This window comes from Psychrobacter piscatorii (assembly GCF_043641605.1).
In the GTDB taxonomy this organism is placed as follows: domain Bacteria; phylum Pseudomonadota; class Gammaproteobacteria; order Pseudomonadales; family Moraxellaceae; genus Psychrobacter; species Psychrobacter piscatorii_C.
The window spans coordinates 68,980-93,760 of record NZ_JBHZRK010000014.1; the positions used below are offsets into that span (position 1 = coordinate 68,980).

At 42.9% G+C, this 24,781-nt stretch carries 23 protein-coding genes and 2 rRNA genes; 9 read left to right on the forward strand and 16 right to left on the reverse strand.

All coding sequences use genetic code 11. The annotated features are described in order from the left end of the window. Window positions 1-19 precede the first annotated feature (19 nt). Window positions 20-238, forward strand: a complete 219-nt coding sequence (locus tag ACHUET_RS12285) for a DUF2788 domain-containing protein (protein WP_057761830.1) — start codon at window positions 20-22, stop codon at window positions 236-238. Between the two features lie 35 nt (window positions 239-273). Here ACHUET_RS12285 and ACHUET_RS12290 read toward each other — a convergent pair whose 3' ends face one another. The 3 genes from ACHUET_RS12290 to cmoA are packed head-to-tail and all read right to left on the reverse strand — an operon-like array spanning window position 274 to window position 3,299. Further along, window positions 274-1,392 carry a DUF1176 domain-containing protein gene (locus ACHUET_RS12290; protein ID WP_394213172.1) on the reverse strand — a complete coding sequence of 373 codons (1,119 nt, stop codon included), beginning with the start codon at window positions 1,390-1,392 and terminating at the stop codon, window positions 274-276. A 33-nt stretch (window positions 1,393-1,425) separates the two neighbouring features. Continuing rightward, window positions 1,426-2,460, reverse strand: coding sequence for a tRNA 5-methoxyuridine(34)/uridine 5-oxyacetic acid(34) synthase CmoB (gene cmoB, locus ACHUET_RS12295; RefSeq protein WP_394213174.1), 1,035 nt, complete (start codon window positions 2,458-2,460; stop codon window positions 1,426-1,428). Window positions 2,461-2,510: 50 nt separating this feature from the next. Next, window positions 2,511-3,299 (reverse strand): carboxy-S-adenosyl-L-methionine synthase CmoA, encoded by a 789-nt coding sequence (gene cmoA / locus ACHUET_RS12300; RefSeq protein WP_394213175.1) that lies wholly within the window; start codon window positions 3,297-3,299, stop codon window positions 2,511-2,513. Between the two features lie 224 nt (window positions 3,300-3,523). On the opposite strand from cmoA, the gene msrA reads away from it, so the two are divergent. The 3 genes from msrA to ACHUET_RS12315 all read left to right on the forward strand — a co-directional run bounded on the left by msrA (window position 3,524) and on the right by ACHUET_RS12315 (window position 5,708). After that, on the forward strand, window positions 3,524-4,045 hold the full coding sequence (gene msrA / locus ACHUET_RS12305; RefSeq protein ID WP_394213177.1) for a peptide-methionine (S)-S-oxide reductase MsrA: 522 nt from the start codon (window positions 3,524-3,526) through the stop codon (window positions 4,043-4,045). Window positions 4,046-4,232: 187 nt separating this feature from the next. Continuing rightward, window positions 4,233-4,952, forward strand: a complete 720-nt coding sequence (gene tmpT, locus ACHUET_RS12310; RefSeq protein WP_394213179.1) for a thiopurine S-methyltransferase — start codon at window positions 4,233-4,235, stop codon at window positions 4,950-4,952. Window positions 4,953-4,994: 42 nt separating this feature from the next. Beyond that, window positions 4,995-5,708: a DUF1499 domain-containing protein gene (locus ACHUET_RS12315; RefSeq protein WP_394213181.1), complete on the forward strand. Its 714-nt coding sequence runs from the start codon at window positions 4,995-4,997 to the stop codon at window positions 5,706-5,708. A gap of 23 nt (window positions 5,709-5,731) precedes the next feature. Here the strand turns inward: ACHUET_RS12315 and ACHUET_RS12320 are convergent, their stop codons facing one another. Next, on the reverse strand, window positions 5,732-6,337 hold the full coding sequence (locus ACHUET_RS12320; RefSeq protein ID WP_394213182.1) for a retron system putative HNH endonuclease: 606 nt from the start codon (window positions 6,335-6,337) through the stop codon (window positions 5,732-5,734). Continuing rightward, a complete protein-coding gene (locus tag ACHUET_RS12325) occupies window positions 6,324-7,835 on the reverse strand; it encodes an AAA family ATPase (RefSeq protein WP_394213183.1) in 1,512 nt (503 codons plus the stop codon). The genes ACHUET_RS12320 and ACHUET_RS12325 overlap by 14 nt, the downstream gene beginning before the upstream one ends. Window positions 7,836-8,134: 299 nt before the next feature. Here ACHUET_RS12325 and ACHUET_RS12330 point away from each other — a divergent pair, with 299 nt between their 5' ends. Beyond that, window positions 8,135-9,595: a lytic murein transglycosylase gene (locus ACHUET_RS12330; RefSeq protein ID WP_394213185.1), complete on the forward strand. Its 1,461-nt coding sequence runs from the start codon at window positions 8,135-8,137 to the stop codon at window positions 9,593-9,595. A gap of 121 nt (window positions 9,596-9,716) precedes the next feature. Here the strand turns inward: ACHUET_RS12330 and ACHUET_RS12335 are convergent, their stop codons facing one another. The 4 genes from ACHUET_RS12335 to ACHUET_RS12350 form a co-directional block, all read right to left on the reverse strand. Continuing rightward, window positions 9,717-10,016, reverse strand: a complete 300-nt coding sequence (locus ACHUET_RS12335; protein WP_114701879.1) for a hypothetical protein — start codon at window positions 10,014-10,016, stop codon at window positions 9,717-9,719. Window positions 10,017-10,252: 236 nt separating this feature from the next. Further along, window positions 10,253-11,260, reverse strand: a complete 1,008-nt coding sequence (locus tag ACHUET_RS12340) for a DUF4062 domain-containing protein (protein WP_394213187.1) — start codon at window positions 11,258-11,260, stop codon at window positions 10,253-10,255. A 165-nt stretch (window positions 11,261-11,425) separates the two neighbouring features. Next, on the reverse strand, window positions 11,426-12,316 hold the full coding sequence (gene murI, locus ACHUET_RS12345; RefSeq protein ID WP_394213201.1) for a glutamate racemase: 891 nt from the start codon (window positions 12,314-12,316) through the stop codon (window positions 11,426-11,428). A gap of 265 nt (window positions 12,317-12,581) precedes the next feature. Beyond that, window positions 12,582-13,301: a DUF1285 domain-containing protein gene (locus ACHUET_RS12350; RefSeq protein ID WP_394213189.1), complete on the reverse strand. Its 720-nt coding sequence runs from the start codon at window positions 13,299-13,301 to the stop codon at window positions 12,582-12,584. 478 nt (window positions 13,302-13,779) lie between these two features. Here ACHUET_RS12350 and ACHUET_RS12355 point away from each other — a divergent pair, with 478 nt between their 5' ends. The 4 genes from ACHUET_RS12355 (at window position 13,780) to ACHUET_RS12370 (ending at window position 19,122) form a co-directional block, all read left to right on the forward strand. After that, window positions 13,780-15,417 carry an electron transfer flavoprotein-ubiquinone oxidoreductase gene (locus ACHUET_RS12355; RefSeq protein ID WP_201602800.1) on the forward strand — a complete coding sequence of 546 codons (1,638 nt, stop codon included), beginning with the start codon at window positions 13,780-13,782 and terminating at the stop codon, window positions 15,415-15,417. An 879-nt stretch (window positions 15,418-16,296) separates the two neighbouring features. Beyond that, window positions 16,297-16,557: a DUF4212 domain-containing protein gene (locus ACHUET_RS12360; protein WP_058024780.1), complete on the forward strand. Its 261-nt coding sequence runs from the start codon at window positions 16,297-16,299 to the stop codon at window positions 16,555-16,557. Window positions 16,558-16,560: 3 nt separating this feature from the next. Further along, window positions 16,561-18,429 carry a sodium:solute symporter family protein gene (locus tag ACHUET_RS12365; protein WP_394213191.1) on the forward strand — a complete coding sequence of 623 codons (1,869 nt, stop codon included), beginning with the start codon at window positions 16,561-16,563 and terminating at the stop codon, window positions 18,427-18,429. 144 nt (window positions 18,430-18,573) lie between these two features. After that, window positions 18,574-19,122 carry a hypothetical protein gene (locus ACHUET_RS12370; RefSeq protein WP_394213193.1) on the forward strand — a complete coding sequence of 183 codons (549 nt, stop codon included), beginning with the start codon at window positions 18,574-18,576 and terminating at the stop codon, window positions 19,120-19,122. Between the two features lie 80 nt (window positions 19,123-19,202). Here ACHUET_RS12370 and ACHUET_RS12375 read toward each other — a convergent pair whose 3' ends face one another. The 7 genes from ACHUET_RS12375 to ACHUET_RS12405 form a co-directional block, all read right to left on the reverse strand. Then, complete coding sequence (locus ACHUET_RS12375) at window positions 19,203-19,808, reverse strand: rhomboid family intramembrane serine protease (protein ID WP_238039049.1); 606 nt, start codon at window positions 19,806-19,808, stop codon at window positions 19,203-19,205. 40 nt (window positions 19,809-19,848) lie between these two features. Next, window positions 19,849-20,901 carry a 5'-nucleotidase gene (locus ACHUET_RS12380; protein ID WP_394213195.1) on the reverse strand — a complete coding sequence of 351 codons (1,053 nt, stop codon included), beginning with the start codon at window positions 20,899-20,901 and terminating at the stop codon, window positions 19,849-19,851. A gap of 263 nt (window positions 20,902-21,164) precedes the next feature. After that, complete coding sequence (locus ACHUET_RS12385) at window positions 21,165-22,454, reverse strand: TRAP transporter large permease (RefSeq protein WP_394213197.1); 1,290 nt, start codon at window positions 22,452-22,454, stop codon at window positions 21,165-21,167. Then, complete coding sequence (locus ACHUET_RS12390; protein ID WP_394213199.1) at window positions 22,451-22,978, reverse strand: TRAP transporter small permease; 528 nt, start codon at window positions 22,976-22,978, stop codon at window positions 22,451-22,453. The genes ACHUET_RS12385 and ACHUET_RS12390 overlap by 4 nt, the downstream gene beginning before the upstream one ends. Window positions 22,979-22,995: 17 nt before the next feature. Then, the gene (locus tag ACHUET_RS12395; RefSeq protein WP_394213200.1) at window positions 22,996-24,057 is read right to left on the reverse strand and encodes a TRAP transporter substrate-binding protein; all 1,062 of its coding nucleotides are present in this window, start codon (window positions 24,055-24,057) and stop codon (window positions 22,996-22,998) included. 321 nt (window positions 24,058-24,378) lie between these two features. Then, a 5S ribosomal RNA gene (gene rrf, locus ACHUET_RS12400) occupies window positions 24,379-24,492 on the reverse strand. 170 nt (window positions 24,493-24,662) lie between these two features. Beyond that, window positions 24,663-24,781, reverse strand: a 23S ribosomal RNA gene (locus ACHUET_RS12405); the annotation flags it as partial.

Sequence of the window (24,781 nt, forward strand, 5' to 3'; positions counted from 1 at the left end):
TACCCTATAGGATTACGCTATGTTTGCTATTGCTGCCAGTACGGTCACCAGTTGGGGCTTGTACGTCTTACTGCCGATATTCATCGCTTTCTTATTCTTTATCATGTGGGATATCTCTAAAAAGTCTGATGCTGGGCGCGCGGGTACCTTTTGGATCTTTTTGGCCCTTGGCGCAGGCTCTGTTGGCTTTATCCTTAAGATAGTCATGGAAGTCGCTTTCAAAAAATGGCTGATATAATCAGCCATTTTTCCTCATTAAGCCCAAAATATTTCTTATTGAGCCTTACCATTACTGTCTATGACTTTACTCACATAGGTGGGTAGATCCCATGCCCCACCAGCAAAACCGCGACACAATCCTGTGCTCGCCTCTGCGCTCTTAACGAACGTTTTACCATTCCACGTCCATGTCGCACTATTCCAGCAATCACCGATGCCGCGGTCTTTGTTAGCGGCACGGATATCACCTGCATCATACTCATTACCTGCTGTCGTGACGAGCATAGGATTGCTCGGCTTATCGTTATTAATGAGCCAATAACCCGTGCTTGAGTTGTAAGGGCCTGACCAGCAGAGATGCGTGGCTAACGTATGCGCTTTATCTACTGGTATAAAGTCCCAACCAAGCATAGTAGAACCATACTCTGACATCCGTTGGTATGTTTCCGTTTTTGGATTGACCAGCTCACAGTTGCCCATCGTATTTCCAGATCCGATGAGCTGCTTGGAGTCAATGTCGACCCATTTATTTATATTTTGCTGAAAGTATTTAAGTTTTGAGGCAGTTAGCGCATTACTATTTTTTGCGGAATACGCAAATGCTTTTTTAATGATTGGTGTTGGCAAGGCGGCTTTCGGCGTTTGTTGATTGCGCTGGTTTTTGCTAATCAATGCCATCGATGTCCCTACTCGGCCCTGCACATCATCGAGCTTGAGCAATACTGATGATATCCCTTTGTCGCTGATACGCCAGCGATTACTACCCGCTCTGACTTCTATCTTGTTCGTGATACGAGCTTTATCGATAATTGCTTGTGTTTGCTTAGCGGATAGATCATATAATGCAGCGTCATTTCCAGCGGGCTGCAATGTCCCATAGTTTTTATTATTTAACCACAGCTCAGCCTTATCTTTGGATACTTTTGATGCAAGCTGAATTTGTGCCTTTGGCAGCGCTACTTTTGGTGATACGGTGAATAGCACTGAAGCAGGCTTATCTATTGAGGCGTCACTTGCGTAGCCAGCCACTCTACACGTTCGCGTATTATCACAAACCACTTGCCAGTCGTCTTGTACAAATCCCCAGCCTTCAGACGGTGTGCCATATCCTGCCATAGCAGGTAGCGATAGCAAGCTGATGGTAGCTATCATTAAAGCAGCTGACATTTTCATTATTACTTCCTTGTATTGTTATTCTACTCAACGCTATTTTTTTGCAATCAAGGTTGCACGCATGGGTGCAGGATAGCCTTCAATAGTCTTTGTGGCATCATTAGGATCTAAGAAATCTGCTAACGAATGGTAGGTCATCCATTCGGTTTTTCGTTGTTCCTCTGTTGAGGTGACGGCCACATCGACGCAGCGCACATCCGAGAATCCCGCTTTTTCTAACCATCCTGTCAATGCGGCGACAGACGGTAAAAAATACACATTGTTCATCTGCGCATAACGATCATGGGGCACCAATACCGTATTGGCATCGCCTTCGATAACTAACGTCTCAAGCACCAGCTCGCCGCCTTTGACCAGTTGCCCGCGCAGTTGTTGCAAATGCTCAAACGGCGAGGCGCGGTGATACAGCACGCCCATGCTAAACACGGTATCGAACAACTGGCTGTGCTCAGGTAAGGCCTCTAGCGGTACAGGAATATAATGTGTGCGATAGCGACCTGTCTCATGCGCATCTGCCGTGCCGACAAAATGACGAATCGCCATAAACTGATGGTAAAACAAACACGACGGATCAATGATAATCACCGTATCTGCCCCCGCCCCAGCCATACGCCAGCCGTGATAACCTGAGCCGCCGCCCACGTCTAATACGCGGCGACCATCCAGCCTACTTAAATGCGGCGCAACGCGTTTCCATTTCCAATCACTATGCCACTCGGTATCAATCTTAATACCTGACTCATCATCGCCAATCTGAAATGGGCCTTTACGCCACGGCATCAACTGCTTTAATAGTGCCGTTGTTTGTTTGCGCTGAGACTCATTTAGATCTGCCTCAATCGTCAATGTATCGCTGTTTAGATCGACGTGATTGACCATCAAACTTGGTAAACGCGCCACAGACGCTTGGTAAGCAGGCGCGTGCGCGTAGTTGGCTTTGTCTTTTATATCCCCTAGCCACATTGGTAATTGCTTAAGCCATTCGTAAGCACTTGGGTACTGCTGAGCCAGTTCTAATAGGGTCAAATATAATTCGCGTTCGGCGTGGGTGATAGTATCGTTGAGCATAAAAGCAGGTTACCGTAATGATTAAGAAATAACTGTGTTAAAAGTAAGGATTATTTAAACGCCACAATAGAGACAAAGTTTAAAAACTGAAACCACGTTAGATGACGCTTAAAGCCAACGTGATCAAGCCGTGCATGATGCTCATCTAACATATCCGTAATCAGCACATTCTCTAACGCATTACGTTTGCCACTGATTTCCATTTCGGTATAGCCATTAGCACGCTTAAAGTCATAATAACGCTCAACCAACCACGCATCGTATTGCTCATCAAAGGCATGGGTTTTTTCAGTTAATACCAGTATGCCGCCTTCACTTAATGCGGCGTAAATTTTTTCTAGTACCGCAACTCTATCGGCTGCTGGTAAAAACTGTAGCGTCAAGTTCAAAATCACCATGTCGCATGGCTCAAGCTCAACGTCGCGGATGTCTGCAGTAATGACTTCGATATCGTGCTCAGGATAGTTGTCACTCAATAACGTCGTGGCTTCGGTCGTCATCGCAGGGGAGATATCAATGGCTTTTATCTGCAAATCTTGCGGATCAAACTCACCAGCCAGCGTCATACTGGCGGCACCAAGCGAGCAGCCCAAGTCATAAACACGGCTAACGCGTTGACCACTACCCTTTTGCTGACGATACTTGCAGTGACGGCGGGCAAATATGGGCAGCATGGCCAATACCTGACCATAACCGGGTACGCTACGACGAATCATATCGGGAAAACAAGCCACCACTTGCTCATCAAAAGAAAAACGCGCCGCTTTATCTAATGGCGTGGTAAACGGTTTATCAAAAAGGGTATCATGTTTGATAATGGCAGGCTGGGATTGGCTCATGGGGCGACTCGTATTCTGTGATAATAGAACGTAAATAAGAAAGTACTTGGCAGTTTTGCTCGCGCTATTCATCGATAGCAAATCAACGTAGCAAAAGCCCATTATAACATTACTGTTTGTTACTTATCGCCACCAGATGCCCTGCTAAGCTAAACGACATTGTTTGATAGATAACACCTAGGCAAACAACGATGATTTTATATTTATAAAAATAGGAAAAAATTATGCAAACAATCGTATTAGGTGGTGGCTGCTTTTGGTGCACCGAATCTGTCTTTTTATCCGTAAAAGGCGTGCAGTCTGTCGTTTCAGGCTATATGGGCGGCAATGCGGTATCAGCCAACTATGAAGCCGTATGCGGTGGTGACACTGGACACGTCGAAGTCATCAAAGTCGAATTTGATGAGACGACCGTTCCGTTGGAAGTCATCCTCGACGTATTTTTTGCCACGCATGATCCCACCACGATGGATCGTCAAGGCAATGACGTTGGCAGTCAGTATCGCAGCGTGGTCTTTTATACCGAGGAAGACCAGAAACCAACGGTCGACCGTACCATCAACAAATTGCGTGACATGGGCGTCAACGTCGTCACAGAAGTGCACCCTGCCGTTGAGTTTTACCAAGCGGAAGATGCGCATCAGGACTTCTTTAACAGAAATCCAGGACAGGCTTATTGCAACTTTGCCATACCACCAAAACTTGCCAAATTGCGCAAAGAATTTAGCAAATATATGGTTAGCTAAATGATGGTTAGCTAAATTGAATAAGACATTATTTATTCAAAAAGTTTCTTAGCCCAATGTTAGATACTAGCCAAACACTTATACCATAGGTGTTTGGCTTTTTATTGTTGTTCACTATTTGAGTATCACTCATCAATATTTATAGTGAAAATCCTTCATATAAACAATCATAATGAGAGGTCACCGCATGAACCCTGAGTTTTGGCACAAACGCTGGCAAGAAAAGCGTATCGGTTTTAATCAGTCTGCTGTCAATCCATTGTTAATTAACTACTTGACCCATTTAAACTTGTCAGCTGGTAGCCGCGTCTTTGTTCCTCTTTGCGGTAAGTCTATTGATATGGTTTGGCTAGCGGCACAAGGGTATGATGTAGTGGGCGTTGAGTTGGTTGAGACGGCGGTGCAAGAATTTTTCGCTGAACAAAATATCCAGCCTACTATATCCCAACATAAAGAAAACCCAGATATTAAATGCTACCAAGGTCAATTGAAAAACGAAGTTTTAGGGCAACCTTCAGCGCAAACCATTACACTCTGGGTCGCTGATATCTTTGCACTGACTTCTACAGATATGGGTACTATCGATGCGATATATGACAAAGCAGCATTGATTGCCCTACCAGCTGATATGCGAACAAAATATAGCGAGCAGATACGACAGCTTAGTGGTAATGTTGATAAGATTGCGAGTATTGATAGCTGTGATAACAAGGCAGCGCCGCAACTATTGATCACATTAAATTATGATCAAAGCAAAAAAGATGGGCCGCCGTTCTCTATCAACAGCGAACAATTACAGCAATATTATGGCAATCACTATCAGGTCTGTGAGCTAGCAAGTGAACCCGCCTCTATAGGATCTGCACCTGATCTAAACGTCACAGAGCACGTTTGGCTATTGGAATAAGCAATAAAGAATTGGTTTGCGAAGCGATAAGGAAGAAGCGGAATGAAAATATTCGTTGGTCTGATAAGTTTAATCGCTGTCTTACTGGTCGCGCTCGCAGGCCCACTCTATAAATTTGGCATGATTGAGTTAGCGACTGCGTTTGCAGGATTCAAGTTTGGGGTGTTTGCTGGTATTGCCGCATTAATACTATTAGTCATACAGCTACTATTTAAACGACACACAGCGAGCATTGGGAGTGCATTAACGTCGGCAGTGCTAGCGATCGCTGCCATTGTTATACCGCTTAGCATGATGAATACCGCCAAAAACGTACCGCCCATCCATGATATTTCTACCGATTTGGTAAATCCGCCTGCATTTATCGCCATTGCCCCGCTACGTGCTGATGCGCCTAATCCGGTCGCTTACGATGGTATTGAGACAGCAGAGCAACAACGCACCGCCTACCCTGAATTACAAACATTACGTTATGACCAAACGCAACCTGAGCTAATGGCAGCAGGCACACAAGCCATTGAGAATCTGGGCTGGGAGCTGGTCAATATTGATGCAGATAAAGGCATCATAGAAGCGACAGACACCACTGCTTGGTTCGGTTTTAAAGACGATGTCGTCGTACGTATCACGGATAACGAGAATGAACGTTTAGTCGATATACGTAGTAAGTCGCGGATTGGTGGTAGCGATTTGGGTAAAAATGCGGCTCGGGTTTATAAGTTGATTGATGAATTGGATAGCATTTTGGCTAAATAGCTAATTTTGAAGCTTCTTATAATTTATCTGGTCAATTTTTTGACGATATATTCTAACTCATGCTTTTGATTTAGATCAGGGTAACTATTTAGAATTAATTCTAGAGTTTCTGGATCTTGAATGCCAATTGGTGGAATACTTGACTGAGTAGGATCAAAGACGAAACTAATTGTGTCAATTAAACTTTTTCGCCAGTTACAGATTTGACGATTATTTAATTTGAGTATTTCAATAGACTCAACACCTCTCTCACTATCAGAATCCAACTCTCCAGCTAAATTTAAATTAATCTCACTTTCACATTCATCCATAAGCGGCGTTAAAGGTAACTCTTGACTACCTTTAGCATTATCACACTGCTTAGGTGTTCTACAGCTTAACAATAAATTGTCATAGTCAAAACACTTATGTGGATAGTCATTACGACTTTGTAAATGTTCGATAGTCGTATTCTCTTTGCCAAGACTTTTACAGCAATAGCAGCAGACTCCATGCTGTTCATCATACAGCTGCTGACGCAGAGGGGCTTTGATATCCTCTGGAATACTGCCCCAATTCTCAGTTTTATACTTTCTAAAACCCTTTGCTGTCTCAAGAGGTATTGAACCTAACTTATCAATCTTCTGCATGATTAGACTCATCTTTATGGTTATTTGCCAATTTAGATTGAGCCAAGAGCAAGCGACATTTCAATAGTTCTAAATGGTCAGATGGCAGTTTTTCAGCTAGCTCTGTTATACAATTCTCTGCTGTCATATAATCATGTTTACTAATAGCACGGCGAATCACGTTAAATTGTTCCTCTACCTTACTATCACGAATATCTACATCAAATATTTTGGTGAGGACTGTATTGGCATCTTCACCATAGACGTTAGGCATTTCTGTCAGTTCACCATCATCCAATGAGTATAATAAAATATCATTACGATCGCTGATAACATGAGGCGAATGGGTAGTCAGGATAAATTGCACGTTGGGAAAGGTAGCGACTAATTTATCAATCAAGTCATGCTGCCACTTTGGATGAAGATGCAAATCGACTTCATCAATCATGACTACGCCTTCGCCCTCTAATGGATTCTCAAGGCTAGGATTGAGTAAAGCTAAGCGACGAGCAATATCTCCGACTAAGGCTAATAAGGATTTTTCGCCTTGAGAGAGTTGTTTAACGTCTAACTCTTCACCGTCTTTTTCTACTATCATAGTAGGTGTACCTTGACGGCGTATACGAGGATTGGTTAAGTCCGTAAACTCTTCAATTGCTACTCTCACTACTGTTAACTGTTTATCACTGAAGAATCGACGTGAAAAAAGCTCTTCAAAATTTGTCTCAAAATTTCGTATAGCTCCATGTAGTTCCTGCACCTCTTTACTCGAAAACTCTTCCAGCTTACCTTTTTCAATATAGCTTTCCTTTAAATACCTCATGAGAATATCAGCAACATCTTCCTCTTTATTTTTCTTCTTAGCTTTAGAAGAAGCGAGACTTTCATTCTCTATATCTTCACGCTCTCGAAACCATGAAAAGAAATTTTCAAAACTGACCGAACTTGTTAATGTATCTTCATAAGCTGTTAATTGATTTGTAGTCGAGTCTTCGTTGATATCCATAGGTGTTGAGATTACGCCCCTATTGACTGGGTAGTAAGCCACTATAGGTAAACTTATATCTTTGCTTTTCTGAAAATTTTTTGAATATACTTTAATCAGTTCATCAAAACCAGTTCTTTGTACGCCGTATGATGCAGGTAATAAAATCTCTTTTCTAGTTGATTTTGTATTTAAAACCTCCATTCCTATACTTTTATCATAGAAAGACAACTCTAGTTCTGAGTAATCCTTATTATTCATAATCTGGTATTGTTCAATATACTGCCCTTCGTCGGATTTTAGGAAACCGTGCTCATCAGATTTTATAACTGATATTTCTTTGTCATAATTAGATAATCCGTTGACAAGCCAGCTCAGTCCAGTCGCTAACGCCTGCAAAATTTGCGACTTGCCTGCGCCGTTATTACCCACGATTACAGTGACATTACTTGTCTTTTTAGTCGTTGGGGCAAAGTCGATATTTAAGTCTTCAAAGCGACCATAGTTTTGTAGATGCAAGCGTTTAACTTTCATTCTTATTTTTCTCTTTTGTAAAATGCAATATATCAACTATCAGAAAATCTGAGATTCGGTATTGGCATGACTTTATGCTAATCAGTATAACAACTTAAAACATAGATAAGGAATGGTATTGTTTTAAGGGTAATCGTAAAATATCCCAAAAACTTCTCCTAACCTCACGCGAACGTCAGCTTATAGTAACTGAGTGCTGCGATACCTTTTCTTTATTATTGGGATTGGTTACTCTACATTAATACCACTTTTTGATTTTTGTCTCTTAGCAACCAACTTAACGTTTATAGGATATTTTCATGCGTTTGACTCCCTTCTCTACCTTGTCGCTGCTTAGTGTTGCGGTCGGCATTAGTCTCGCTAGCACCGCTCAAGCCGCGCAGCCGCCAGCACCGGATCTATCTAATAGCGAATTTCAGCAATGTTTGGATGGTCTAAAAAACTCGATTAAATTTAGCGATGTAAACAGCTATACTTTTAATAATTATCGTCCAAGCCAGCCTGATCCTAGCGTCATTCAGTCGCTCAACTATCAGCCAGAGTTTCAAAAAGATGTCTGGGATTATCTCTCAGCGCTAGTAGACAAAGAGCGTGTCGAAGATGGTATCCGTGCCAAGCGTCAGTGGCGCGACACCCTGCGTCAAATCGAATCGCGTTACGGGGTAAAAGCGGAGCATGTACTTGGCGTATGGGGCGTGGAGTCTAACTTTGGTCAAACCTTAGGCAAAAAACCATTGTTTGAATCTTTAGCGACGTTGTCTTGCTTTGATCGTCGTCAAAGCTATTTCCAAGGTGAGTATGCCAATGCGCTAAAAATTGTACAAAACGGCGATATCGCACCTAATGACATGACGGGATCATGGGCGGGTGCGTTTGGGCAGACACAGTTTATGCCCAGTACCTTTTTAGAGCTGGCAGTAGACGGTGATGGTGATGGTCGTCGTGACCTCGTTAATAGCGTGCCTGATGCACTCGCCTCTACTGCAAATTTCTTGGACAAACGTGGTTATCGTACAGGCGAGCCTTGGGGTTACGAGGTCAAACTACCTGATGGATTTTGGGCGGCTTCTAACCGCAAAGACAAAAAGTCTATTAGCCATTGGCGCAATCAAGGTCTAACGCTGGCTAACGGCAGTCCGCTGCCTTATGACTTGAGTAGTGCGGGTTTATTGCTACCAGCTGGCGTCGATGGTCCTGCGTTTTTGGTCGGTAAAAACTTTGATACGTTCTACTCGTATAATGCGTCAGAAAACTATGCCTTGGCTATCGCGCATTTATCAGATTTGATCACTCGCGAAAACAGTAGCAAAACGGACTTTATTACCGCTTGGCCAACAGACGATCCTGGTATCAGTCGCCAACAAGCAAAAGATATTCAGCAAGCCTTGCTAAATGCAGGGTACGATATTGGCGGTGTTGATGGCATTATTGGGGACAATACCCGTACCGCTATCCAGCAATATCAATCTAGTCGTGGCATTTTCCCAGCAGATGGACGCGCAGGCCAAAAGTTCTATCGTGCTATCGTTGGTAATGCAGCACCAAGTCAAGTCCAGTACGGTCAGCCAACAAATAGCCGACCTTTGAACCCTGCGCCTGCTGATCGTATGGGACAACTGATTCAGCAGCAAACTACTACGCCTAATAGCTATTCTTCTCAACCATCGATAAGTCCTTCAACCTCTACTAATACGCGTTATCGCCGTGTTGCTAGTGCTGATGGTACGATTAAGCTAATTCGTATTGACGAAGGGTCTTAATAATGTACCGAATAGTCTTATCGTAAATCATTAAAAAAGCCACGCTATGATTAGCATGGCTTTTTTGTGTTTGATGCCTAGTGAAGACCTTCACCTTTTACGTCGATATTTAAAGAAAAATTTAGACAATGGGTGGCGGGTTTGGCTTACCGTTGTCACCGTCCCAGTTTTCACGAGCGTTATCATCTAAATCAGCAGCCGTTTTTGGCTCCCATTTGCCATTTTCTTTCCAAGTCGCATCGCCCCAGTCTTCATCTTCTGCTTTTCTATCCAAATCCTTATAAGCTTGGCTTGGATCGATGCCGCGGCGTTTCATATCTGCCACTTGTTCTTCTAGCGTATGAAATTGATCAGCGTCATGCATGCTTTTCTCTAGACCATCAAGCTCTCTTAATAACTCATCATTTTTAGCGTTACTCATTGTGTGCTCTCCTTAATCGGTCAATATTGTAGTACGTTTTATGCATTTTTAATTTTAATACAATTTTTTGTCTAAATAAGATCAGTATCTGATGGTTCTTATTATCACGAGTCTTGAGCGGATTCACAACCATTGCCGCGTATGCTTTGTATTACAAAACGTAGTCATGGTCACCGTGGGCATTTTTGCAGAGAATTTTTGATGATATTAAAGGGTAGCAGTCATGAAGATTGAGCTTATTCAGACGTTTGAGAATCTTCATTTTCTAATAGGTTTTTTGCATAAAACGTGAGCTTCCAAAGCTCTTGTGACAAACGCGTACCGTAGGTCGTCAATTGTATCCAGTTTGCGCTTACCAGCTGACGCTGTAAGTGATTGAGATCATCTTGAGAGATTTGGCAGCGTGAGACAGCATGAACGTTTGGCATATCGTTTTTGATATCTATTTCAGCTTTTGGTGCGATTAGGCGATTAATAGCATTTTGTAGCCCATAGCTCGAAAATGTAGACGGTATTTTCACTAAAGCCGCTAATATTTCTTGCCAAGATAGCGTTATGCTTCTAGTGACATCTTTTAAATTCCCACCTTCATAAGCTTGAGCACTGTACTGAATATCAAAAGTCTCTGTCAGTATAATAGGCTTGCTAACATTGTCAGCCCCAAAATCCTCATCAACAGAACTTTCTTTCTTGGTATTTATATTCTTATTCTTAGATAAGAGATCCGCAAACCTTTCAGCAACCGTTTGATTACTAAACTTAATCATCTCCTCGGTCGCTCTCACCCAGCCACCTGTCACTTTATGACTGGCTACTGCGTTGTAGTAGGCTTGTACGAGTAACGCTTCGATATCGTCCTCTGTATCGTAATAATATATTTGATTGTCTTGCTTAGATACTAGTGTGACAAGCTCTTGTAATTGGCGACTGATACCAGCCTCTTGATAGTGATTTTTGACTAAGATCAGTAGCGGCTTGAGTTTGGCTTTGGCATTCAGATAACTCAAATGCATCTGGCTAACCCCTGTCTTTTGCACTGTTCCATAGCTGTCTCCAATGATCATCAACGCATAATCACAAGAATCAATGCATTGTCGACCATATAGCGAGGCTTTTGGCAGCTTACTGGACACGTCATAAGTCAAAAACGCACGTGCCTGAAAAAATATCGCTACGCTGTCCAACACCAATAATTGATCGTTGTCAGCACATATAACATGAATATGATAGCGGCGATGTGGCACGATTACCTCTGAGCTTAGGTTGCGGCATAAAAGGGTATGAGATGAAATAGAGCACAAATATCTTGTTTGGCGTAGCTGTGATTAATCTTACAAAAATGCATTTAATATATTTTAATGAAATCCATACTACAGGAAAGGGATTAACGCAAATAACTTTACTAACAATTACTCAGGATAGTATTGCAATACTGTCTCTTTACCAAGTAAACGCTCAATCAAAGCGCTTAGTCTATCACTATATTTGGTAGCATGGAAAGTTAATGGCAGTCTGATATCAACATTTGTCTTATTAATTACATTCAAATCCTGAGTACTTGTCTCATTATCAAGAGTGGCTGATATCTGATTTGCGACCAATAGCTGCTTGACTCGCTCAGCGATTGCTTGCCCAGAGTCAACCACCTGTATCGATAACTGCTGCTGTGCAATTTCGTCTAATAAAAACGATTTAAAAAATGGATAATGTGTACAGCCGAGCACTAGCTGGTCAATACCCTCGTTAGCAAATGCCCGTAGCTGTTGGCGTAGACGCTGAGCCGTCTCATCTTCAACTGGCATGCCAGCCTCTACCCAAGGCACCAGTTGTGGATCAAAATACTTGGTAACCACTGTGCTATTAGGATTGGCAAAACTGGCAATGACATCATTGAGTAATGACCCATTTAAAGTGGCTTTGGTAGCCAATACCGCCACATGTCCACTTTTACTTGCCATTACAGCAGGCTTTAGAGCAGGTACCAAGCCCACGATAGGTAACTGCGGATAACATTTTCTTGCTGTGTCCAAAGCATAAGCTGATGCGCTATTACAAGCGATAACAATGAGCTTGCAGCCCTGTTGGTATAACCATTCCACTGCTTTTAAAGTAAGCGTTTCGATATCTTCACTATCACGATTGCCATAAGGAACATTTAAAGTATCAGCATAATATATATAGCGCTCATTGGGTAGTTGCTGGGCTAAATGCAAATAGACCGATAAGCCGCCAACGCCGGAGTCAAACAATCCGATGGGGGCACTACGAGCGGTATTACTCGCGGCCGTATCGATAGCCATCGAATGGATACGTGCTTTATGAATGGCAGGGTTCTTGAAAGCGTTACCATCCAAAACATTTGCTCGCATTGTCGTCACTTTCATCATGTGATTTGCAGTAATAGCCATCTCTACGCTACCGCCATTTTTGTATACATATTATCTTCACGCCGCTTATGTCTCTTGTTATCCCGTTAAATATCTTGTAGCTTAGCCGTATCGTGGCATCATTTAATAATCAAGCAGCTCATATTATAACAATCAATAGCATACTATTTATTGTTACTTAATTGACTGGCATCGATAGTGAATATGACTCACCGCCGCTTTGTAAGGTCAGTATTGTCTCACCATTGTGCTCTGTTAGTTCACCAATCTCTGTCAGATGATAAAAGGTATTGCGCCCAATCAGCGCCATCAAACCATTTCTGACAGACATATAAGGACGTACTTGTGCTTCAGTTGCTGTGTCTATAGGATACTCAGTACTGACAGTATCATTTACCGTATCATAGCTTTTAGGATTATACGCTTTTAATACAATAGGATGCTCATTATCCAAGCGTACCACATCACCGGTCGTCGTCGTGAACTCTAACCAGCTCATATCATTTTCCTGCACAATACCAACATCGTTAATCAACAGTGGTGCATCTTCTACTTGAATACGGATTTTTTGTACTGGGGTTTTCAAAAAATATTCGATAACGCCATTATTTTCTTCTTTCCACAAAATAGTCGCAAATAAACTGACAAGTGACTCTCTGGTCATTTGCCCACCTTCATGCCACCACTCCCCATTTGCTTTGATAATTAAGTCCATATCAGCGATATCTTCAGGATGCCATTTTTCGAGTGGTGGTATTGCGCGTCCTTCACGTGCCCCAGCTGTAGACTTAAGATAGTGACTTAGTGCATCCATGTTATTCAAACCAGAACCCTTGCCAACTGGAGCTTCTACGTTATTTTCACGACTACTATCAGCATGATTATTGTCATTATTCATCGCTTAATCCTTTATTTAGTATTCAAAGTTTGGCAAATCTATTATTACTATAAATTTTTGTTTCAGGTATGATGAAACTTTATTACCCAAATACCTTCATTGCCTTGATATAACCTTAACACCGTTGCTCATAAATGCGTATCGTGTTTGTAGGACTTTTCTTTTATAATGAGTAACGATTTTTTATTGAAATGGTCAAGTGGGTTTTGTATTGATGACACATTTTTATCGGGCAGCCATATGTCTGAGTGACGTTAGCACCGCAAGTCTATTATTCAGTTGTTAAGCTAATGATGCCCTGAGATAAGCCACTAAAAGTTTAGGAGTAGGTATGCAAGAGCAAGACAATCAAACGCCAGTTATTGATAGTAATACTGTGAACGCTGACGCACCAGTAGCAACAGAGACCGCAACGCTAGATAAAGTAGAACCAGTGGTAGAGCCTGTGGCAGCAGAACCTGAGATCGAACGTGAATCAATGGAATTTGATGTCATTATCGTTGGCGGCGGACCTGCAGGTCTCTCTGCGGCTATTCGCCTGCGCCAGCTCGCTATCGAAGCCGGTAACGATGAATTTATGGTGTGTGTGGTCGAAAAAGGCTCTGAGTTTGGTGCCCATACGTTATCTGGCGCTGTCATTGAACCCCGTGCGCTCAATGAGCTTATTCCAGACTGGAAAGAAAAAGGCGCGCCGCTCAATGTACCAGCGACAGAAGATCGTTTTTACTATTTAAACTCTGCTACTCGCTCAACCAAAGTACCTCATTCGTTGATTCCGGGGCCTATGCATAATGATGGCAACTATATCGTCTCATTGGGTAATGTCGTTCGCTGGTTGGCTGTGCAGGCAGAAGAGCTTGAAGTCATGATGTTCCCAGGTTTCCCTGCCGATGACATCTTATATAACGATGATGGTTCGGTCAGAGGTGTGTTAACGGGTGATATGGGCGTGGCTGCTAATGGCGAAGCCAAGCCAAGCTTTGAGCCTGGTTACGAGCTGCTTGCCAAATACACTATTTTTGCCGAAGGCAGCCGTGGCCATTTGGGTAAGCGCTTAATTAGCCGTTTTGATCTAGATAAAGACTCTGATCCTCAGCATTATGGTATCGGTCTAAAAGAGCTGTGGGAAGTTGAGCCTGATAAGCATGAGCAAGGCGTTGTCATGCATGGCCTTGGCTGGCCGTTGACTGAAACTGGCTCGACTGGTGGCTGGTGGTTATATTTTGATGAAAACAACCAAGTCAGCTTTGGTCTTGTGGCCGATTTATCTTACCACAACCCGTATGTCTCTCCATTTGATGAAATGCAGCGTTTGAAGACGCATCCTGTCATTAAGAGCGTCTTAGAAGGCGGTAAGCGTATTTCTTATGGCGCACGTGCTTTGACCAAAGGTGGTCTCAACTCACTACCGAAGTTTACCTTCCCAGGTGGCGTATTGGTCGGTGATGATGCTGGATTTTTGAACCCAGCAAAAATCAAAGGCACACATACCTCGATGAAGTCAGGTATGCTCGCCGCCGAAGCGATCTTTGAGGCACTGCAAGCTGAGCGTCAGCATGACGAAGTCGTTGCTTATACCACTATGTACAAAGAGTCATGGTTATATCAAGATAACTACGAGTCGCGCAACTTTTCACCTGCGATCCATCGTATGGGTCTGTTCATGGGCGGTGCTTTCACCTTTATTGAGCACAACTTGCTAAAAGGTAAAATGCCATTTACTTTGCATGACAATATCCCAGATTATGATCAGTTAGAGCGTGCCAACCATGCTTATCAACCAACCTATCTCAAGCCTGATGGTAAGTTGGTATTTGATAAATTATCATCGGTATTTATCTCTAATACCAACCATGCAGAAGATCAGCCAACGCATCTAAAACTCACTGACCCAACGGTACCTATCTCTATCAACTTACCGTTGTATGCTGAGCCTGCGCGTCTATACTGCCCAGCGGGTGTATACGAAGTGGTCAAAGATGCTGAAGGCGCTAAGTTTGTTATCAATGCTCAAAACTGTGTACATTGTAAGACCTGTGATATCAAAGATCCTTCGCAGAATATCACTTGGGTCACACCAGAAGGTGGCGGTGGTCCTAACTATCCAAACATGTAAATCAGGATAACTCTGATTTAGCATAGTATATGTATCGTTATTAAAAATCATACATCCATAAAAACGCCCTTCTCTTAGAAAGAAGGGCATTTTTTTGTGCCTACCACAAGCAATTTTTTTCATCAGTACCGCTTAATCTGTCCAAGTATCACGATTGGCTTCAGACCCATCGACAAGTTTACAAATTTCCAAATAATGACGAAACTAAATAAATCGTGTGCACAGTATAGATAGTAAGCGACGTGCGACCATCACGTTTGATTATTGGTTCTCTATATTTATTTTGAGATAAATAATCTTTGCAATTTGCTTTTTATAGAATATATTAAGTAATAATTCATCAGCACAAACTGGATATTTGTCGTATAATTTTAGCATCGCTCATATTCAGCGCTATATTTACCGAACTGATTTTTAGTAGATATACTTCAGTCTATGCTTTGTTGGTTGTAACTATCGCTGTTGAATCGTGCTAAGATGAAATTCGAATGATTCTATGCTGGCCTCATAGCTACTAATAAGGATGAGTCGGCCAATATAGATGAATCGGCATAAATGTTTGAAGCGTTAAAGTATTAAGACTCTTGTCAGGAAGACGAGATTGTGAAAAAGACACCGGATAGTCCTACCCTTCTGTCTTCCTCAATGAACCCTGTTTTGCTATTTGATAGTTTTTATTTAAGGGATCAATGTAATGTCCACAATGATATTTATTTTTGCTAAATAATTGCTGATAAATAGATATGCGCCTGCGCATCTTCATTGTCACTATATAAAGTAGTATCTGTCTATTTTTTATCATGATGTTCATCGTAAAAAGTAGCCCAAGCTCTTCTTGTATGGTTGATATTTTTTAGGTAAGACAAAAGGAGTTGTCCTATGAAAGCTCATAACGATCCATCTGGATATTGGCGCGCCAATATTCGTCTGATTACAGGTAGTCTAATTATTTGGGCGCTATGCTCATATGGCTTTGCTATCTTGTTACGTCCATTATTAGCGGGCATCAAAATCGGTGGTACTGATTTAGGATTTTGGTTTGCGCAACAAGGCTCTATCGTAGTCTTTATTATTCTAATTTTCTTTTACGCTTGGCGTATGAATAAACTAGATAAACAATATGGCGTAGACGAGGAATAGATCATGAGTCAATTTGCGATTAATATTATTTTTGTAGGTCTATCTTTCGCGCTTTATTTTGGGATTGCGATTTGGGCACGTGCTGGTTCAACCAGTGAGTTCTATGTTGCGGGCGGCGGAGTGCATCCGGTCGTCAACGGTATGGCAACCGCTGCTGACTGGATGAGTGCCGCGTCATTCATCTCAATGGCAGGCCTTATTGCTGCTAGTGGTTATGGCGCCTCCACCTACCTCATGGGCTGGACAGGCGGTTACGTTCTACTTGCTATGCTTTTAGCACCTTACCTACGTAAATTTGGTAAGTTCACGGTTCCTGACTTTATTGGTGACCGTTTTTATTCCAAAACAGCAGCCATGATTGCTGTGGTTTGTTTGATTATCGCCTCAACTACCTATGTTATCGGTCAGATGACTGGTGCTGGCGTTGCATTCTCACGCTTCTTAGAAGTTGAAAACACAACGGGTCTGCTCATTGCGGCGGTTGTTGTATTCTTCTATGCGGTGTTAGGCGGTATGAAAGGGATTACCTATACGCAGGTTGCGCAATATGTCGTATTGATGGTCGCGTATACCATTCCTGCTGTGTTTATCTCACTTGAATTAACGGGTAACCCAATTCCTGGTCTTGGTCTATTCTCAAACCACATCGAATCTGGCGTTCCTATTTTGACTAAACTTAACCAAGTCGTGACTGACTTAGGATTTGCCTCTTATACGGCGGATGTGCCTAACAAGCTAAATATGGTGTTATTTACGCTATCACTGATGATTGGTACAGCTGGTCTACCACACGTTATCATTCGCTTTTTCACCGTTCCTAAAGTGGCCGATGCACGTTGGACAGCGGGTTGGACACTAGTATTCATCTCGCTATTGTACTTTACTGCTCCAGCGGTAGGTGCGATGGCTCGTCTAAACCTCATTGATACGGTCTATCCACAAGGGGTTGCAGAAGCACCTTTAGAGTATGATCAACGTCCAGACTGGATGGCAACATGGGAAGACACAGGGCTTATAAAGTATAACGATTTAAACAATGATGGTCGTATCCAGCTGTATAACGACAGTGGACTTGGTGCCGCTCAAGTAGCCCTTAACACCGCTGAAGCGGATGGTGGCGATGTTGCTGCAGCTACCGCAGCAGTAGAGGCCGCGCGTGCTGCACATGATGCAGAACTGGATGGTCGTTTTGCCAATGCTGGATGGGCAGGTAACGAGCTGGATGTGAACAATGACATCTTAGTACTCGCTAACCCAGAAATCGCCAATCTCCCATCATGGGTTATTGGTCTTATCGCTGCAGGTGGTTTGGCAGCAGCACTATCAACAGCAGCCGGTCTACTACTTGCGATTTCCTCAGCGATTAGCCATGACTTGATCAAACGTAACCTAAACCCAAACATCACTGATAAACAAGAGCTCAAGTATGCTCGTATTACAATGGGCGTTGCAATCGTAGTAGCGACTTATCTGGGTATTAATCCACCAGGATTTGCCGCACAGGTCGTTGCATTGGCCTTCGGTATTGCAGGCGCTTCACTGTTCCCTGCACTAATGATGGGGATTTTCTCTAAGCGTATTAACAACCTAGGCGCTATCGCTGGGATGTTAACAGGCTTGATTACTATCCTAGTGTATATCTTTGTCTTCAAAGGTTGGTTCTTTATCAGTGGTACTGCGAATTTCCCTGATACTGAAGAGTACTGGTTATTTGGTATTTCACCGCTATCTTTTGGTGCGGTTGGTGCCTTACTTAACTTCATCGTGGCATTCGCAGTATCTTATGCGACTGCTCCACCACCAGTACATATTCAAGAGCTGGTTGAGAGCGTACGTTCTCCACGTGGCGCGGGCGGTGCAATCGACCACTAAGCTCACAGTTGAGGATATATCTTCTGTTACTATATATCACTCACAGGCAGCAGCTGCTTGTGAGTGATTTTTTATTTTATACTTATAATAAAATGTAATTAATTCAGCTTGATTGAATACACATACCCCATTAAGGAATATTTTATGCTTTTTGAGTTTATCGCCACGATGGCTGCCGCGTTTGGGATGGCTGGACTAGCACTAATCATAACTCACTTCAGCAAATTGGCAGGGAAACGTACCCCTAAATGGCTAATCCCATTGTTTGCAGCAATTGGTATTTTTGCCTTTCAGATAAACCAAGAATATAGCTGGTATGGTCAACAAGTGCGAGAGCTGCCAGAAGGCGTAGAAGTTGTCAAAGTAGCAAAAAGTACGCAGTGGTTCCGCCCATGGTCTTATGCTAAGCCACAAATATTACGTTTTATCGCGGCAGATATCGGTAATGCTAGCGTACAAGTAGACGATCCAGATGTGCATTTGGTCAATTTATACTTATTTGAAAGACGAAGAAGTGTCGAAAAAGTTGCACAGGTTATCGATTGCAATGCGCCTGCACGTGCAGATTACGTCATACCAGAAAAAGGTAGTAAGCTCACGATTGATGAGCATGTCAAACAAACCACCGCATGGTATAAGCTAGCAACAGATGACCCTCTGTTTATCAGTATCTGTACTGACCAAAATACCTGATACGACAACAATCATAGATATAGTAACTGCATAAAAAGCGGTTATATAAAAAATGCTAAAAGATTGCTCACTTGATTAAATTAATAACGCTGAGCCGTGGCTGAATAAGTATGTTTTGAATTGGCTCCTAGCAATAGCCCAGCGCACAAACCACCAAAATGTGCTGCAAACGAGATTCCTTGTTGCGGCATCAGTCCTTGCTTAATAGTCAGCCAATAGCCAGTGCCCATGACAATACAAGCAATCAGATAACCCCAACGCCGAGCAAAAATAGCGCCGCCTATCATATAACCAAACATCGCAAAACATAATCCTGATGCACCGATATGAATAGAGGATGGTGACCCAATCACCCAAGTAACCAATCCTGAAGCGATGACCAACTTGATAATCGTGCGATAGGCATTTTTCTCAAACAATCCGAACAAAAACAAAATTTGTAATAGCGTCACCGTGTTGCCAATCAGATGTGACAAATTGCCATGCATCGTCCATGAGGCGAATACCCCGATCATACTGCCCACATCTAACGCGCGCGGTACAATCCCAAAAATATTCCACAGTCCAAATAGCGCCACTTCATTTAAGAAAAACATACCCCACATCGGTATGAGTACAAAAGCGTATAAACCAACAACCTGCTTTATTCGCGCCACAATCAAGTTGAGCAATTGCTGCCAATTCATATACCATCCTATTGTTTAAATTTCGCTTATCTGTACATGCTCAATGATTTACTACAAATAGTGGGCGCACAGCAGGCTTGAATGACAATAATGTTGCATCTTTATCAGTAGTTAGATAGCTATCACCGTGCAGTAACGACGTTGAACGATAAGGAACTAAGGCCGTAGGTATAAATCGACGTGCTGCATCGATATGCTTGATTGAATCATCAAAGAATATATGTGGTGCAAATGTCCTAAGCACGGCTGTTTTTTCCAGCCCTCCTAAAAAAAATGCCATATCGACATTCACGCCCCACTCTCGTAGCGTTTTAATAGCGCGCAAATCAGCAGGTGCATTACGAGCGGTCACAAGCGCAATTTTGATTGGAGAATACTGTAAACCAGCCGGTAAACGTTCCTGTAAATTTGACAGTTTAATCAATAGCTCAGCGTAAGGGCCTTTTTCAATCGGTAAATCACGCATTTTTACTTCACGATCATGAAAAGCTCGTAGCCCCTTTTGCTTATATAGTAACTCACCCGAATCATCAAACAACACCGCATCGCCATCAAAGGCAATACGTAGCTGATTGGTATCTAACTCATAGGTATTGACAGGAGTAGCGTCTAATATCGCACAGGCACAGATATTGGCATCCGCCACTTGCTGCGCATCTTCGCGATTGGTGGTCAAAAACAGATCGACATTGAAGTCTTTAATATAAGGCGCCACAGGACTGCCTGAAATAAATGCTGAGCGTGAAATATTGATACCATGCTCTAAAATAGCATTGAGTACTTGAATGCCTGTATCTGGACTACTTTTTGAGACGATAACAACTTCAACCAAAGGTGTTTCAATATCTGAATCCTTACGCTCGTTATCATCACAATATTCATTTAGATTCAGCAATGCTTTAATCAGTGGGTAGCCAGCGCCAATATTCAGAGCGTCATTCTCACGCTCTATCATATAGTCTCGAAACTCTTTGATGGCGCTTGCAGGTCTTTGATCTAGTAGCTCTAGCAAATGGTTTTCTGACTCTGTTAAATCAAAAAGTGCCGTCGCAGAAATCGCAACGATGAGCGTATTAGTAAAATCGACAGCCATGACTATCTCTACTTATGAAATTATACCAAGGAATGAATGCAGACCAGTTTACTACATTCACAAGCCTTTATAACACTAAGAAAAGTTACCGTAATGCAGCGCCGCAGATCATGAGTTTGTAAGATATTCTGCTCTTTATTTTTGGAAAAAGTATTAGCCAATAAAAAAGCCACACTGCTCTATTAGCAATATGGCTTCTTAACGAGTAGAAAATCTGCTGCACCAAAATATAATGACTTTATACGCTTGGGTTTAGATTCAAACTACCCCAACAGCACCAGTGAGATTGCTGGGAACATTACTAAGATAACCAATCTCACCAAATCTGACACAATAAATGGTGCCACCCCGCGAAACATATCACTCAGCTTAATATGCGGTGCCATCGCCTTAATCACAAAGATATTCATACCCATTGGCGGCGTAATCAGACCAAGCTCCACCGTCAACACCGCAATAATACCGAACCATACCGGATCAAACCCTAATGCTAGAATGATCGGATACACCACAGGGATTGTAATCACCAGCATCGCTAGTGCATCCATAAACAGACCCAGCAAGAAGTACATGATCAAAATACAGATCAGCACAATCATCGGACTGACCGCTAAGCCACCGATCCAGGACGCCAGCGTATAAGACAAGCGCGACACCGAGATAAAGTAACCTAATGCCTCTGCACCTAGCAGCATAAAGAACACCACCGCAGAGAGCGCCAAGGTCTCAACCAAGGACTGCTTTAACCCATCTAGACGCATGCCTTTGGCAAACGCATAAGCCCAAGAAACAAACGCACCGACAGCCGCTCCCTCTGTTGGCGTGAATAGCCCAAAGAAGATACCTGCAATAATCACAATAAAGATAAAGCTAAAAGGTATCAGGCCAGTCAATGATACAAGCTTGGCTTTCCAAGAGGTTCTCTCACCACGCTTTGCCAAATGCGGTTTCCAGCGCACCATAATCATCACCGTGATGGAGTACATCACCATGCCGAGCATCCCTGGTAAGAAACCCGCGATAAACATATCCCCAACCGACTGCTGGGTTAAGATGGCGTAGACCAGTAAAGCAATACTGGGCGGGATCATGATACCAAGCGTACCACCAGCGGCTAAAATACCGCAGGCAAAACCGGGTTGATAGCCATACTTCTCCATTTGCGGTAAGGCGACTTTGGTCATGGTTGAGGCGGTAGCGAGAGAAGACCCTGAGATAGACGCAAAGATACCGGACGAGCCAATACCTGCAATACCCAGACTGCCCCTTACCCCACCAAAGATGGTTCGAGTAGCTTCAAACAGTTTACCTGCCATACCAGAATGGGTCGCAAACACGCCCATGAGGATAAATAAAGGAATGGCACTAAAGTCATACTTTGCCAAGACATCAACGGGAATGTCTTTGAGCATTTGTAATGCACCACTTGGCGCAGTGACTGCACCAAAACCAACTAAGCCCACACCCAACATGGCAAGGGCGACGGGGACGCGGATGACGACGAGTAAGATCATGACCACTAGGCCAATGGCGCCGATAATTTCTGGACTCATGCGCCTGTCTCCTCGGCGTCAAAGAATTCGCCTGTTTTAAAGATGTTGATAGATTCGATCAGTGAGCGGATGGCCAGTAAGGCACTTAACAAGGCACTGATGAGATAAATGGGCATCATGGAGATACGCAAATCTTGGGTGACTTTGCCAAATTCCATGGCGTCAATGGCGCTCTCATAGAGTCCCCATGCAAAGACGATGCCGATAGCAAAGAAACCAAGCATAAAGACGCCCATCATATAGCCTTTGATAGACTGGGGCATCTTCTGGGTGAAGACGTCGACGATGATTTGCGAGCGCTCAACAAAGGCGGCAAAGGCGGCGAGCAATGCAAACAGCATAAAGTAAGAGACGATTTCAACGGAGCCTTTGACGGTGAAGCCAAACTCACCGCCAGTGAGTTTGAAGATATAACGGGCGACGACATCAGTCATGGTGGTGAGGACGATGATGATAAGACTGACACCACCAATAAACTGGCACAGTCTTGAGATTAGGACGCTGAGTTTGACTAGTAGTGGCATGTTGCACCTCCAATGGGTTAGACCACTTTACAGGCAGCACTAGCAGCTTTCGCTTTTTCATAGACACTATCAGCATCCAGACCCAAAGCATTAACATCTTTCAGATATTTTTGCGTTCCTCTTTCGAGTGGACCTTTCCAATCTGGATCGTTTAGCGGATCAGGGATTTCAACAATTTCGTCCCCTTTATCTTTAGCGGCTTGTATTGCCATCTGGTCATGCTTATCAAATACTTCCCCAACCTTATTGGCCATGGCCATTCCTGAATTCTTATCTAATACTTGTTTTAAGTCATCAGGCAAACTGTCGTATTTGTCCTTATTCATAGTGACCATAAGCGCCGAACTATAAAAAGGAATGTTAGTATGATATTTGGTAATTTCGTCAATTTTAAAAGCCGTTACTGCCTCCCAAGGGAAACTCAAACCATCGACAACGCCGCGCTGCAAAGAGGTATACATATCGTTTGCAGGCAAACCGACTGGTGACGCACCAGCACTCTCTATAATATCACCGGCAACTGCAGAAGGACGACGAATACGCATCCCTTTCATATCTTCAGGCGTTCGGATCAGTTTGTCCGTCGTGTGAAGTGAACCAGGCCCAGCACCATACATGAATAGCAAATGAGAATCTTCGTACTCACCAGCAAGTGTGCCATCGTCATAAAGAGTCTGAAGCATACAACCCATTTGTGTGGCTGAATTTGATAAGCCCGGTAGCTCAGTAATCTGAGTCAAAGGGAACCGACCATTAGTATAACCATGTGCTTGTGAGCCGATATCAATCGTACCTTTAGTGGCAGACTCATAAGTCACATCTGCTTTAGCAAGACCTGCTGAAGGATATAATTCAATTTTTAGGCGGCCATCAGAATCTGTCTCTATTTGCTTGGCCCACGGCTCAAAAACTTCAGTGCTAATAGAAGACGTTGCTGGCCAAAAGTGTGAAAAACGTAAGACAGTAGTTTCTTGAGAAGTTGCTGAAGAACCATCAGTGGTGTCAGCAGATTGGTTAGAACAGCCGAAAAGACTAATAGCGACTAAAGCGCCAATTGAAAAAAGAGGAGCTAACTTCATTATCAATTCCTTTTGATAATTGTGAGGATAGGAGTAGATCGCATAAGTAGATAATCTAAACCATACGAGGCTTAGTCATTTACAAAAGATCAATATATTCTTTACGTACCTGTAATAAAAATATAGTTTAAAATTAGCAGCTATAATGATAGAAGTCAAATCATTTTGATGATATATAAGAGCAATTGATTTAGGTTTTCAGGTATTTTGGAAATGACTGATCTAATTATCAACAGTCATTGCTACAGGGGCACATAAAAACCCACGCACAAAGAAAAGCCCCCTGATACGTTAGTATCAAGGGGCTAATCAGGAATAGAGAGCTGACGATGACCTACTCTCACATGGGCGAACCACACTACCATTGGCGCAACGATGTTTCACTTCTGAGTTCGGGAAGGGATCAGGTGGGGCCATCGCGCTATTGTCGTCAGCAAAGGGGGTTAGATATGAGTCTGTTGTTGTTTTACTTATTTGACTAAGTATCACTTAACCTAACTGAATCAAGGTTAAAGGTGATATCGAAATATTCTGTCTGTTTCTATAAGCTTACGCTTATACAAGATAGATTAATTAGACTTGTATACAAACCACTTGGGTGTTGTATGGTCAAGCCAAACGAGCAATTAGTACAGGTTAGCTACACGCATCGCTGCGCTTCCACACCCTGCCTATCAACGTCCTAGTCTTGAACGGCTCTTTAGGGAAATCTAATCTTGAGGTG